The following is a 13,656-nucleotide window of genomic DNA, read 5'->3' as shown; positions in this document are numbered from 1 at the left end:
AACGAAATGAGTCAAAAATTAACACATCTGAAAGAGCTGGAATCAGAATCCATTTATGTGATCCGGGAGGTAGCCGCGCAATTCGAGAAGCCGGTTTTACTTTTCTCAGGCGGTAAAGATTCGATCGTGATGGCTCATCTGGCCTATAAGGCATTCTATCCGGCGGCGATTCCTTTTCCTTTTTTACATATCGATACGGGGCATAACTTTGAGGAGACCATCGCCTTTCGCGACGAATTGGTGGAAAGGTTGAACATCAAGCTCCTGGTAGGTTCCGTGCAGGAATCCATCGATTCGGGAAGAGCCGTGGAAGAACACGGATACAATGCCAGCCGCAACAAGTTGCAAACCGTTACTCTTTTGGATGCATTGGCCAAATATAAGTTCGACGCTGCTCTGGGTGGTGCGCGGAGGGATGAAGAAAAGGCGCGCGCCAAGGAACGATTCTTTTCCCACCGGGATGAATTCGGCCAATGGGATCCCAAAAACCAACGGCCGGAGCTATGGAACATCTTCAACGGGAAAAAGGATCTGGGTGAGCATTTCCGCGTTTTTCCGCTCAGTAATTGGACAGAGATGGATATATGGCAGTATATTCTGCTGGAAAATATCGAATTGCCCAGCCTTTATTATACGCATGAACGCGAGGTTTTCGAACGCGACGGAGTATGGTTGGCGGCCTATCCTTTTATGAAACTGAAATCGGACGAAAAAGTGATTAGGAAACGGGTTCGCTGCCGGACAATCGGGGATATTTCCTGTACGGGATTAACCGTTTCGGAGGCGCACAGCATAGAAGATATCATTGATGAAATCGCCTCTTCCCGCGTTACGGAACGTGGAGGACGCGCTGATGACAAGCGTTCGGAAGCGGCCATGGAAGACCGTAAAAAAGCAGGTTATTTTTAATTAATCAGTAGAAAAGAATATGAGTGGATATTTAGATATGGAACTGCTTCGGTTTACGACGGCAGGAAGTGTAGACGACGGAAAAAGCACGTTGATTGGACGGTTGTTATATGACAGCAAATCGATTTTCGAGGACCAACTGGAAGCGGTGAAGGCAGCGAGCGAACGTTTGGGCAATGAAGAAATCAACCTGGCCTTGTTGACCGACGGGCTGAGAGCCGAACGGGAACAGGGGATCACCATCGATGTGGCTTACCGTTATTTTGCCACCCCAAAACGGAAATTTATTATTGCCGACACCCCGGGACATATTGAATACACCCGGAATATGGTAACCGGCGCTTCCACGGCTGATGCGGCTGTCATCCTGATCGATGCCCGCAACGGAGTGATCGAACAGACCAAAAGGCATTCATACATCGCCTCCCTGCTGCAGATTCCTTATGTAATCGTGGCGGTCAATAAAATGGACTTAGTCGGCTTTTCGGAAGAAGTCTTTGAGAAAATTAAAGCCGAATACCAGCAATTGATTGACATATTGCATTTGAAAAATATATATTTCCTACCGATTTCAGCGCGGGACGGCGATAACGTGGTAACCAAATCGGAGAATACACCCTGGTATAAAGGAGAACCGCTGTTGCAATTGCTGGAAACGATTCCGGTGAAAGAAGAGATCGACGAGTTGCCCGCCCGTTTTCCTGTACAGTATGTGATCCGCCCCCAAAGTGACGAGTTTCACGACTACCGGGCGTATGCCGGACGCATAGCCGCCGGAAAATACACTGTAGGCGATGCCGTTACCATATTGCCTTCGCTGACACAATCGACTATCGCTGCAATCGACGAAGCGGACAAATCATTGGAGGAAGCTTCGGCTCCCCAATCCGTAGCCATCCGGTTGGCGGACAACGTAGATGTCAGCCGGGGGGATATGATTGTGAAAAGCGATAATCTGCCCCGGATCGATTCCAATATCTCATTGATGATTTGCTGGTTGAATCATCGCCCTTTAAGCATCGGAGGAAAGTATGTAATCCGCCATACGACGGACGAAGTGTTCGGTATCGTCAAGGATGTTTATTTCAAAGTGAATATAAACACATTGGAAAATATCAAGGATGACAAGACGGTGCAGATGAATGACATTGCACATATCCTGATCAAGACATCCAAACCTCTCAAATACGACCTGTATGCCGACAACCGCATAACAGGCAGTTTAGTCATCATCGACGAAGGTACTCATGAAACGGTTGGCGCCGGAATGATCGTCGATTCGTTATTAGAACAAACATTTGTCATCTGAAACCGCATGGACGAGTCATCTTTGAAAGAACAAATAAACCAATTAAACGAGACCTTCAACAAGCAATCACCGGAGGCAGTGCTATCCTATTTCCTGAAGGAGCATAAGGGGCGCGTAGCTCTTGCTTCCAGCTTAGGACTGGAAGACCAAGTGCTGACGGATATGATTCTCAATCTCGATCCGTCCGCACGGATCTTTACGATCGATACCGGCCGGCTGTTTCCCGAAACTTATTCGCTGATCGATAAGACGAACATGCGTTATAATACAAAAATAGAAGTTTTCTGTCCGGATTACAGGAATGTCGAGCCCTTCGTGAAGAAATACGGGGTGAATAGCTTTTATGAAAGCGTAGAAAGACGCAAGGAATGCTGCCGGGTAAGGAAGATAGAGCCGCTATTGCGCGCTTTATCCTCTTTGGACGCCTGGATTTGCGGATTACGCCAGGAACAATCGGTTACCCGTGTCGGCGAACAGATCGTCGAATGGGATAAAGCCAACGGATTGATTAAGGTAAACCCGTTGGTTTTTTGGACGGAACAGCAAGTGTGGGATTACATCAAGGAACGGAATGTTCCTTATAATAAATTGCATGACCGCGGTTTTCCGAGCATTGGCTGCCAACCCTGTACCCGCGCCGTTGCGGAAGGAGAAGATATTCGCGCCGGAAGGTGGTGGTGGGAAGATCCCAAATATAAAGAATGCGGTTTACACCGCCGTTAAAAGAGTTCTCCAATGAAAGAAAAACTTCAGTTTCTGCCTATATCCATCAATGTCACCGATCAGAAGATCCTGATTATCGGAGGCGGAAAGGTAGCTTATCATAAGGCAACTATCCTGAACCGTTTTGTAGACCGGGCGACAGTCGTATCGCCGGATTTCCATGAGGGGTTCGAAGCTTTGCCCTTTACGCTCATCCGAAAGAAGTACGAACCGGAGGACCTGAGCGGCGCATTCTTAGTTTATATCTGTACGGAAAACGAACCACTGAATGCGGAAATTAAACAGGCCTGTCGCGAGCGGGGCATTCTGGCCAGTGTTTGCGATAATCCGGTGCTCTGCGACTTCATTTCGCCGGCTATCCATAAAAAAGGACAGATGACAATTGCCGTTTCGTCAAACGCACAGGATGTTTACCGTTCCATCGAGGTACGGAACCAAATTAAAGAACTGATTGACCAAGGACTTTTAAATATATAAAAAATGATTTCATTTCAATCGATTAATCATACCGATTATTCGCTCGAAGAACGGGAACAATACTTTCGAAACCTGCGATTGGACCCGGAACAACCCCATGTTTTTCTTCAAACTTGTAACCGGATTGAAGTTTATTGGGGCGAAGGAGAAATTCCCGATGAAGTCGCCCGTCATCTTTACCGGGTTGCTTCCGGATTGGAATCCAGCCTGATCGGTGAGCGGGCGATCCAGGGACAACTAAAAAACGCTTATCAGGACGCTTGTGTCCGGTACAAACTATCCTCTTCCCTTAACCGTCTTTTCCAAACAGCGATTCATGCCGGAAAACGAGTACGCACGGAGACCAAAATATCCGAGGGGGCCATCTCCCATAGCCAGGCGACCGTAGATATCCTCTGCAATAAAAATATAGACCTGGAAAAGTCGGTGGTAACGATCATCGGAGTCAATAAGTTGACTGAAGATATCCTTAAATTCCTGAAAACAAGGAAGAGCGAAGGCATTTTCCTGGCCAACCGGAATTTTCCGAAAGTACAGGCGCTGGCGGAGAAATATGACTTTAAAGCCCTGCCTTTGAAAGATAAAAAACGATTTCTGGAATTTACCGATGTCTTGATCTGTGCCACTTCCGCCCCCCACTCTATTGTTCATGCCGATGAAATCGCCCCGGATAAGCAAATGCTTATTTTCGACTTATCCTTTCCCTGCGACGTCGATAAAGAGATCGGACTACGGGATACGATCGAGCTTTATAACCTGGAGGCAATTGAAAAAAGCGTACAGCTTCATCTTCAGCAACGCCATGATGAGATTGCCGGAGCAGAAAGTATTATCGAAGAGGAACTGGAAAAATTATACCAATGGTATGCCTTTTGTAAAAAGCTGCCTCATCTGATTGATAGAATATGAAAAGAGAATTATCCATACAAGCATTTAAGACAGCCTCCCAATACATTCCGGGGGGAGTCAACAGTCCGGTCCGTGCATTGAGATCGGTCGGAGAAACACCGCTTTTCATCCAACGGGCCAACAAATCCAAAGTGACGGATATCGATGGTAATGAATTCATTGACTTCTGCCAATCCTGGGGCGTTTTCATCCTGGGACATTCCCATCCCCAAGTAAAAAAAGCGGTGAAAAAGGCGGTCGGGAACGGAACGAGCTACGGAATTCCGACCGTACAGGAAACTACCTTGGCCCAACTCGTCAATCGTTTTTTCCCCAGCATGGAAAAGGTACGTTTTGTCAGTTCAGGAACCGAAGCCGTCATGAGCGCGATCCGTCTGGCCCGGGGGTATACCGGGAGGAATATCATCATCAAATTCGACGGATGTTATCATGGGCATGCTGACCATCTTCTGGTATCGGCCGGTTCGGGAGTCGCCAATCTGAATGCTTCGTCTTCATCCGGCGTACCTGTCGATTTCACGAAGTACACCATCAGCATACCCTATAATGATGAGGCTGCCGTACGCGCTGTTTTTGAGAAGGAAGGAGACGGCATTGCCGCCGTGATAATCGAACCGGTAGCCGCTAATATGGGAATCGTTTTGCCGAATGACGGTTTCCTGTCTTTTCTGCGCGATATTACCCACAGGTACGGTTCTTTATTGATATTTGACGAAGTCATCACCGGTTTTCGCGTATCCCTGGGTGGAGCGCAAGGACGTTTCGGAGTGGCTCCGGATTTAACAACACTCGGTAAAATCGTCGGGGGCGGATTCCCTGCGGCAGCTTTCGGCGGGCGAAACGATATCATGGCATTGCTTGCACCGGAGGGCCCCGTCTATCAGGCCGGTACGCTTTCGGGGAATCCGATTGCCATGACTGCCGGTATCGAAACGATCAAACTGCTTTCCGAACCTTCCTTTTATGAGGATCTGGAGAAAAAATCGAACGATTTCATCGAAGAGTTGCAGTTCGTTATCAGCGGAAAAGAAATGCAGTTGAATCATATCGGCTCGTTGTTTACCCTCTTTTTCAATCCGAATGAAGTCCATTCGTTTGAAGACGCCAAGCAATCCGATCAGGAACGATTTGCACGTTTTTTCCGCAAATTACTGGCCAGGAACATCTATATCTCTCCTTCGCAATTCGAGGCAAACTTTATCTCGGCGGCACATTCCCGGAAAGATCTGGATTATTTCCTGAAAGCTGTGAAGAAGAGCCTTTGAAAATGAATGGGATGAAACGATTATCAGGCAAAAATATACCCTCCATAGGGTATTTGCGCTATAAACGACTTCCTCTACTTTTGCAGAAAGACTAAACAGATTCAAACCGATAGAAGCATATGTCAGCAGTTCATTCTATTCTTGACCAGGCTTTCCGGTCGATTCCTTTCATTCATGTGAAGAAGGAATTGGCGACGGATCCGGACAATAACGAGCGTATACTTATTCCTGACCATAAAGGAAATTCGAGTATTAAGATCAGTCACCTGAACGTAAGGATAAAAGATAATCATATACTTAAAGATATCAATCTGGAAATACCGGATCGAAAAATCACCTGTATCATAGGGCCTTCGGGATGTGGAAAATCGACACTTCTTAAAACGATCAACCGCTTGATTGATGATGTGGACAATGTGAAAGTAGACGGGAGAATATGGGTAGACGGTGAAGATATTTATGACCGGAAAGTAGAAATCACCCACATTCGTAAAAAATTAGGCCTGCTCTCCCAGCGTCCCACTCCTCTACCCATGTCGATCTATGACAATATCACGTACGGATGTAAAATACACGGCGTCAGGAATAAGAAAAGATTGGGGCAGATTGTAGAATTCAACCTGAAAGCCGCCGGTTTGTGGGAGGAAGTCAAAGACCGCTTGCATACGCCCGCTTCCAGTTTGTCGATCGGACAGCAGCAGCGTCTCTGTTTGGCCCGCGGCCTGGCCGTGGAGCCCCAATTTATTCTGGGAGATGAAGCGACATCGGCTTTGGATCCGATTTCCAGCCGTCATATCGAAGATATGTTCCTCAAGTTAAAAGAGAAATACGGAATTATTCTCGTCACGCATACGTTACGCCAGGCCTTACGGATCGCAGACCACGTGGTTTTTGTCTATTTGGGTGAAATCATCGAAACAGGTTCTGCCGACCAGGTTTTCAATAATCCTAAAAACGAATTAACAAAACAATATCTGTCCGGGGTATTCAGCTAAATGAAGAAGCCGGACCTATAAACCAATAATATGTATATTCTACCGGAGACACTGTCTCAAGATATTACCAAATTCAGCGAATTAGCGGAACAGTTTGAACAGGGGAAAGTAGAACCTGTAAAGTTTAAGATTACCCGGGTGCCGATGGGCGTCTACGAACAGCGGAAAGACGGGGTTTATATGGTGCGTATCCGTACCACAGGCGGAGTCATCTATCCGAAACAACTCCTAAGACTGATTGAAATAGGACAGACTCATCATTCCAACCTGCTTCATATTACGACCCGACAAGAAATCCAAATCCAAAATCTGGAACTGAAGGAAGTCGAGCCGATCCTACTCGAACTGAAAGAGATCGGATTGGCGACAAAAGGCGGCGGAGGAAATACGGTCCGTAATATTCTGGTCTCGATCCATAGTGGAATCAGCAGTAAGGACGTCTTCGACCTTACTCCACACGCAATGGCAATTACGAGCAAACTCATCGCCGAACCCGATTCGTTTACGCTTCCCCGTAAACTGAAATTGGCATTTTCCACGAATGAAGAAGATACCGATTATGCCGGTGTGAACGATCTTGGTTTTATTGCTAAGATAAAGGATGGCCAACGGGGATACAAAGTTTACCTGGGAGGTTCTGTGGCTTCGAATCCAACAGTCGGATGGCTTTTGTCCGAATTTATTCCCGAAAAGGATTTGTTTGCGTTGGCAGAAGCAACCAAACAGTTTTTTTCCCAATACGGTAACCGGAAGAACAAGCACAAAGCGCGCCTGCGTTATATATTCTACCGCTTGGGAAAAGAAGAAACGCTTCGGCTTTTCAATCAATTCTTAGAGGAAGCAAGAAAGACGACGCCTCCTTTCATCCCGGAAGAAAAAGAAGAAACAGCAAAAAGCAGTTCCTATACACCGTTGGCCCGGTCTCAGGGCCCGGCTTATGATTTATGGAAGGAGCGATACGTAACCCCGCAGGTGCAACCCGGCCAGAGCAGCGTCCTGATACCGTTCATCCACGGCAATATTCCTCTCGACCAGCCGGAGGAGGTGGAAGCTGTCCGCGCACTACTCACTTTTGTTTCCCGGTTTGGAGAAGATACCGTTCGTTTCTCTACGATGCAGAATGTACATCTCCGGAATATCCCGAATGAGGCGCTGCCCGACGTATATAGCTATGCGGAAAAGCTTCTTGTCAATGTAGACCAGCCGGTATTGATCAACAATATCGTCTCTTGTACCGGAGCCAGCACCTGCCGTTTGGGTATCGGATTATCCAAAGGGCTGGCGGCGGCGATCCGCCGTGCATTGGCTAAGAGTTCGTTGGATCTGGATAAGCTCGCCGGCTTCAGGATCCATATTTCCGGTTGTCCCAACTCTTGTGGACAACAAGCATGGGCGGACCTGGGATTCTCCGGGAAAGTGCTTCGTAACAACCGGATTTATCCGGGTTATCAGATCTATGCCGGAGCAAATCGCGGCAAGACGCCGCAACTGGCTGAGATTATAGGCGACCTGAACGCCCATGACATTCCTGAGTTCGTCGTTGCCTTATTGGGGGATTATATTGGTAAACTTCAGGCTTACGCTACCTTCCGGGCCTATTTGGATGCCGAAGGAAAAGACTTCATAAGGAAATACCTGGCCGGCCATAAAGAGATCCCCGCCTTTGAAGAAGATAAAAACTATTATTTCGACTGGGGAGCGGAGACGCTGTTCAGTATCGCTGACCGGGGGGTAGGCGAATGCTCCGCAGGCCTGTTCGATATGATCGATCTGGACTTGAAAACGATCAACAAGGATCGAAAAGCCCTGGAAACGGAACAAGATCCGAAAAAGACCAATGAGTTGTTATATGAAGTGACCTTTGCCGCCTCGCGTATGTTACTGATCACTCGCGGAGCCGAACCGAAGACGACGAATGAGACGTTCGACCTCTTCCTCTCCCACTTTATAGAGGCCGGATTGGTAAGCGCTTCTTTCCGTCCGGTTGTAGAGTTAGCCCGGGACAATAAAACGTTCGATTTTTCGACCCGTAAAGACGAGATTTATAAATTGGCGGACACGGTAATCGATCTTTACCAAAATATGGATGATTCACTTCAATTTAAAAATATTCTGGCCGTTGAGCAGGCTCCGGAAACCGTAAAAACGGAAACGGCGGCAGAGCCTATCCAAACGGGTGCCTCCGAGGCAAACAAGTTTAAGGATTTACGCGGTGTCGCCTGCCCGATGAATTTTGTACAAACCAAGATTCTCCTTTCCGGAATGCAGTCCGGAGAAATACTGGAAATTCTTTTAGACGACGGCCAGCCGATAGCCAATGTTCCGGGTTCTGTACGCAGTGAAGGTCACGAAGTACTGGAACAAACGTCCGTCGACGATTATTGGAAAGTCGTTATCAAGAAAAAATAAGCAATAAAAGTTGAATAACTCCTAAGAAAAAGGAGGATGTGTAAAAGGAAATCCTGCAAAAATTGATAACTATGATTGCGTTCATTCATAGTTATGATTACGGTTGTTCATAGTTATGACTGCGTTCACTCATAGTTATCAATTTTTTAAGTAGATACGCGATGATTTTAACGCATCCTCTTTTTTTATCTCCCAGTACGGATCTTTTCTAAATTGTATTTTAACGATTAGAGGATTCCTTTATGGATTTCCCTATTTTATATCCTTCGCCGTAAATCCCTTCGATCCGGAGGTAAGGGGAAGAAACCAATACCTCCCTCAACGAATGGATGGTGTGATCCAGCGTACTGTTCAACTCATGCCGGTCTTCCTTCCAAACCGAATTCAACAATGTATTACGGCGCACCGTATATCCGTATCGATCCAATAAGATCTCGAATACCTGCGCCTCTTTCTCACGCAGCTTTAATTCCCGGCCGTCTATCCATACCTGCTGCTTATGCTTCACGATCTCATGCCTGCCAATCCGGTAATGCTTTAGGGCCGGCATCGACAGAAGTGTCCTTATCTGAGCCAATACGGCTTGCGGAGCCACAGGCTTCCTCATGTAACCGATTGCCCCTGATTCATAGCCCCTGACTTCGCTCCCAACGGAAAGCTCGCTACCCGTCATCAATAAGATCGGCGTTTGAAAATCGTATTTCCGGATCTCTTCGATGATCTCGAAACCGGATTTATGGGGTAAGACAATGTCCATCAAAAGTAGGGAGGGCATTTCTTTCTTATAGATCGGGATTACTTCCGCTCCGTCAGCCGTATGAACCACCGAAAGCCCGTTGTCTTCAAAGAATTCTTTCAATGGAATGGCCAATCCCAAATCATCCTCGACCAGTAAAATTTTAGGTTTCAACATAAGCCGTCCAAGGTATTTCTATTATAAATTCACTCCCTTCGCCCAACCGGCTTTTCACCCGTATCGTGCCGTCATGACCTTTTACAATTAATTTTACATAGGTAAGGCCCAGTCCGAATCCGGGTTTCTGCTGTACCTCCTTATGGTTGCTCCGGTAGTATCTCTCAAATATATGATTTTTATCAATCCAACTCATCCCTACTCCTTTGTCTTTAACCGAAATTAACAAGCGCCCCTTGCGTTCAAATACATGAACCGTAACATTGGCTTTTCCTTCGGAATATTTAATCGCATTTTCCACCAGATTATCCATTACATTGGCAAAGTGCACGGGATCGATATAGAAAGATTTTCTTTTCACTTCCAGTAGGATCTGCAGGTCGGCTTTATCATTCTCGGTTCCGGTATATTTTGTTTTCAGCGCACTGAAGAAATCCCGGATATTGACCTCCGATTTATTTAACTGAAGCTCCGCTTTTTCACTCTTGCTGATTTGCTGGATTTGTTCCGTGTAAGAGGTTAATTTATTTAATTCCTGGCATATATTCTTTGAATATCGATCCGTTTTATTCTTATCTTTTTTATATATGGGAATCAAATTGGCCAACGTAACGGCAACGGATATAGGTCGTTTAAACTCATGCGTCATGGCATTTACAGAACTCTGCCGCATTTTTTCAATTTTTTTCTGTTCGGATATGATATAAAATAGATAAAAAATACAACAAAGCGTTATCAGAATAAGGCTTCCGGACAAAATCAATTGAATCGTCATATCCCGAAGTATAGCGTTCGACGGAACTTCGGCGTAGGCACGGATACCTTGTGAATTATTGATATCGATAGGGATTTCCCGGGTCGAAACGTATGAGCCGCTTAAGGATTTCGGTTTATCGCTCCGGATAATCCGGTTGTCCTTCAAATCAATATATTCCATATACGTATTCCCAATCTGATATCTACTATTGCCAATTTCCTGCCGGAAAAGGGTATCCAACTTTGCTATATCTATAGGAAGGAGGTCTTTTATTAAAAATTGGGCTAATTTTAAGGTAGAGTACTTATCATATCGATCGATATTTACCCAGAAAACGGTATCTGCTGACGTAATTTTTTTTCGTATATATCGACTGGTATCCTGAACATCGTAGGGTGCGAAACTGATTACTCCACCTAATTGTTCATTCCTTCCGGAAATTTCCATATAAACGGCATTTGCCAATGAATTTTCAATTGTCCAGACAAATTCCTGTTTGTATGATTCATACATATAATAAATCCAGACTCCTTGTCCGAGCATAATACTTAAAAGGACAAAGAGAACAAGTCGCCATAAGGATTTCATGCGGATTTTCATTTCCTTGGAATTAGTGTTTCACAAAGTTATTTTTTTCGTGTAAGAATTGAGCAAGAATTGAGTCTTTTTATCCTTCCCTTCCTTACATTTTTTTTGCTTGTTTTGCAAAATAACCATCATAAAAACAGAATAATATGAAAAAGATTTTTTTGACTTGCATCTCTTTAGTAATCCTTACAACAACTTTTAGTACGGATTTGAACTCAGCCGGCAGGCCTACGGGGGGAGTGATCGATAACATTGAAGCGCTAAGCAACGGAGAAAACCCAGTGCATTTATGTCTTTATATAGGAAGTCTTGATTGTCCGACAAGTTCTATTAAAGTAATGTATATTGTTGAATAATACAGTTAATACCTATTTGCTTATCTTTTTATTGGTATTGTTTTCCTGTCAAGAGGAGAATAATACCGATAAAATGATCGAGTTCCCAAAGGTCGTAGCACTCGTAGCAACAGAATTGAGAACAGAAGGAGTTTATATGCGCTATCCTTTCCGTATAAGGATCATGGACTCTTGTTTATATGCAATGGATTTGCACGCCAGCGAATATTTTTGTCATCGACTGGACTATCCTTCCATGAAGTATCAACGTTCGCTCATGAGATTTGGAAGAGCCCCCGGAGAGTACTCGGATGCTGAAAATATCAGGATCGACCGGCACCGACGGCTCTGGACGTTGGATGCAAATAAAAGGCAATTAATGGCGTTTACTCCCGGAACTGATACGCTGCTTTGTGAGATCAAACTTTCGGAAGAACTGATCCGCCCACTCGATTTTGACTTTTACGATGACTCCACCTTTATTATACCAGACTATAGCGGCCAGCATCGTATCTGCCTGGTAAACCGGGAAGGGGAAATCGTAAAAAGACTGTTTTCCGTTCCGACGCGGAAGTCTCACAAGGCGGATATTCCTTTGGCACAAGCCTGGAGAGGTTTTATTGATTACAATCCGACCAACCATCTGTTGGCAATAGCCACTCAATTGGGGGAAGTGATCGAACTTTATAATTTAAAGGAGAATAAATTGCTTAAGGTGATTTACGGAAAAAGCGGCGAACCGGTCTACAATACCAAGGAAGGATATGCTATACCCGACGGAATCATGGGCTATAGTGACGTCTCGGTCGGACGAAAACATATCTACGCCCTCTTTTGGGGACATACGTTCAAAGACATGAAAAAGGGATTGATTAAGAAAGAAGGCGGGCGCATCCTCCGTGTTTTCGACCTGAAAGGGAATCCGGTCTGCCAATATCTTCTGGATCGTCATGTCACCTGCTTTACGGTCAACGAACAAACCCATATCTTCACGGCTCTTGATGTCAACAGCAACCAGCCGATTGTGGAATACAAGCTCGAATAGTAATGTAAAAATAATTGATTTAAATTATGAATATGAAAAGGTTAATTCTATTTATCCTGACCGGAATATTCTGTCTTTCCTGCCAGGACGAAAAAAGAACAAAGAGTGAAAACATCGTGAAGGAATGGATAGGAAAAACCATCCTCCTGCCTTCCGATGTGGAATTGTATCATCCCGAAGGGGACAGTGTCGCTCCACAACCGCCGGATTCCCGTTACAAAATCTTCCTCTACACCGATTCGACCGGTTGCACAAGCTGCAAATTGAAGCCGTATCTTTGGAGTCAATTTATCGAAGAAATAGATTCGCTGATGCCCGGACAGGTAGAGTTTATCTTCTATTTTCATCCGAAAGACCGGAGAGAGCTGACCTTTTTACTGAAACGGGATGGCTTCCGTTATCCGGTATTCATAGACGATGAAAATAAAATTGATAAACAGAACCACTTTCCTTCCGAAATGGAGTACCAATGTTTTTTACTGGACAGAGAAAACCATGTGCTTTCCATAGGCAATCCCACACTAAACCCCAAAATCGGCGATTTGTACAAACGGATTATAGGCGGGGATGATGCTGCAAAAGGAGCTCCGCTCACAACGGTAGAGGTTGGGAAGCCCCATTTGGAAATAGAAAATTTAAAGAAAGGACAAGAATCGTCTGCCGTCTTCACGCTGACCAATACCGGTCAGCAGCCCTTAGTCATAGCCCGGGTGGACGCTTACTGCGGATGTACGGTACCTCTCTGGGACAAGCAGCCGATTTCCCCGCAGCGTTGGACAGAAATAAAGGTAAAAGTAACGCCGGAGCAGCCGGGATTCTTCGAGAAGACCGTCACGGTCTATTGTAACACAAAAGAGCAGTCGGTCGTATTAAAAATCAGCGGAATGGTCGATCAATAAAAGAGATCGAGATTAAGTAAGAATTGAGTAAGAATTGAGTAAGAATTGAACCCCAATTTTGGGACCTATTACCCATTTATTATTTGTTTATTTACTAAAAATTACTAAGGGAAAAAGGGGCGG

13 protein-coding genes are annotated in these 13,656 nt (G+C 45.3%); 11 read left to right on the top strand and 2 right to left on the bottom strand.

Going from position 1 to position 13,656, the window contains the following annotated elements; genetic code table 11:
• The first annotated feature begins 6 nt into the window (after positions 1–6).
• The 8 genes from cysD (at position 7) to BQ8014_RS10805 (ending at position 8,996) form a co-directional block, all read left to right on the top strand.
• Complete coding sequence (gene cysD / locus BQ8014_RS10840) at positions 7–909, top strand: sulfate adenylyltransferase subunit CysD (RefSeq protein ID WP_080904353.1); 903 nt, start codon at positions 7–9, stop codon at positions 907–909.
• Between the two features lie 19 nt (positions 910–928).
• Positions 929–2,218 (top strand): sulfate adenylyltransferase subunit 1, encoded by a 1,290-nt coding sequence (locus tag BQ8014_RS10835; protein ID WP_080904352.1) that lies wholly within the window; start codon positions 929–931, stop codon positions 2,216–2,218.
• A gap of 6 nt (positions 2,219–2,224) precedes the next feature.
• A complete protein-coding gene (locus tag BQ8014_RS10830) occupies positions 2,225–2,941 on the top strand; it encodes a phosphoadenylyl-sulfate reductase (RefSeq protein WP_080904351.1) in 717 nt (238 codons plus the stop codon).
• Positions 2,942–2,953: 12 nt separating this feature from the next.
• Entirely contained in the window at positions 2,954–3,418 is a 465-nt protein-coding gene (locus BQ8014_RS10825; protein WP_080904350.1) for a precorrin-2 dehydrogenase/sirohydrochlorin ferrochelatase family protein, read from the top strand.
• A gap of 3 nt (positions 3,419–3,421) precedes the next feature.
• On the top strand, positions 3,422–4,327 hold the full coding sequence (locus BQ8014_RS10820; RefSeq protein WP_080904349.1) for a glutamyl-tRNA reductase: 906 nt from the start codon (positions 3,422–3,424) through the stop codon (positions 4,325–4,327).
• Positions 4,324–5,592 (top strand): glutamate-1-semialdehyde 2,1-aminomutase, encoded by a 1,269-nt coding sequence (gene hemL, locus BQ8014_RS10815; RefSeq protein ID WP_080904348.1) that lies wholly within the window; start codon positions 4,324–4,326, stop codon positions 5,590–5,592. Before BQ8014_RS10820 ends, hemL begins: the two co-directional genes overlap by 4 nt.
• A 119-nt stretch (positions 5,593–5,711) precedes the next feature.
• Positions 5,712–6,587 (top strand): phosphate ABC transporter ATP-binding protein, encoded by an 876-nt coding sequence (locus tag BQ8014_RS10810; protein WP_080904347.1) that lies wholly within the window; start codon positions 5,712–5,714, stop codon positions 6,585–6,587.
• A gap of 30 nt (positions 6,588–6,617) precedes the next feature.
• Positions 6,618–8,996, top strand: a complete 2,379-nt coding sequence (locus BQ8014_RS10805) for a sulfurtransferase TusA family protein (protein WP_080904346.1) — start codon at positions 6,618–6,620, stop codon at positions 8,994–8,996.
• 220 nt (positions 8,997–9,216) lie between these two features.
• On the opposite strand, the gene BQ8014_RS10800 is transcribed toward BQ8014_RS10805, so the two are convergent.
• Positions 9,217–9,909, bottom strand: coding sequence for a response regulator transcription factor (locus BQ8014_RS10800; protein WP_080904345.1), 693 nt, complete (start codon positions 9,907–9,909; stop codon positions 9,217–9,219).
• Positions 9,896–11,266: a sensor histidine kinase gene (locus BQ8014_RS10795; RefSeq protein WP_080904344.1), complete on the bottom strand. Its 1,371-nt coding sequence runs from the start codon at positions 11,264–11,266 to the stop codon at positions 9,896–9,898. The genes BQ8014_RS10800 and BQ8014_RS10795 overlap by 14 nt, the downstream gene beginning before the upstream one ends.
• Positions 11,267–11,400: 134 nt before the next feature.
• On the opposite strand from BQ8014_RS10795, the gene BQ8014_RS19725 reads away from it, so the two are divergent.
• From BQ8014_RS19725 to BQ8014_RS10780, 3 genes are all read left to right on the top strand, one after another.
• A complete protein-coding gene (locus BQ8014_RS19725; RefSeq protein ID WP_080904343.1) occupies positions 11,401–11,610 on the top strand; it encodes a hypothetical protein in 210 nt (69 codons plus the stop codon).
• 73 nt (positions 11,611–11,683) lie between these two features.
• Positions 11,684–12,634: a BF3164 family lipoprotein gene (locus tag BQ8014_RS10785; protein ID WP_139785114.1), complete on the top strand. Its 951-nt coding sequence runs from the start codon at positions 11,684–11,686 to the stop codon at positions 12,632–12,634.
• A 32-nt stretch (positions 12,635–12,666) separates the two neighbouring features.
• Positions 12,667–13,533, top strand: a complete 867-nt coding sequence (locus BQ8014_RS10780; protein WP_160150077.1) for a DUF1573 domain-containing protein — start codon at positions 12,667–12,669, stop codon at positions 13,531–13,533.
• Positions 13,534–13,656 lie beyond the last annotated feature (123 nt).

Origin of the sequence: Parabacteroides sp. Marseille-P3160 (assembly GCF_900162725.1) — a bacterium.
Lineage (GTDB): Bacteria > Bacteroidota > Bacteroidia > Bacteroidales > Tannerellaceae > Marseille-P3160.
This window is presented reverse-complemented; position numbering and strand designations above follow the sequence as displayed.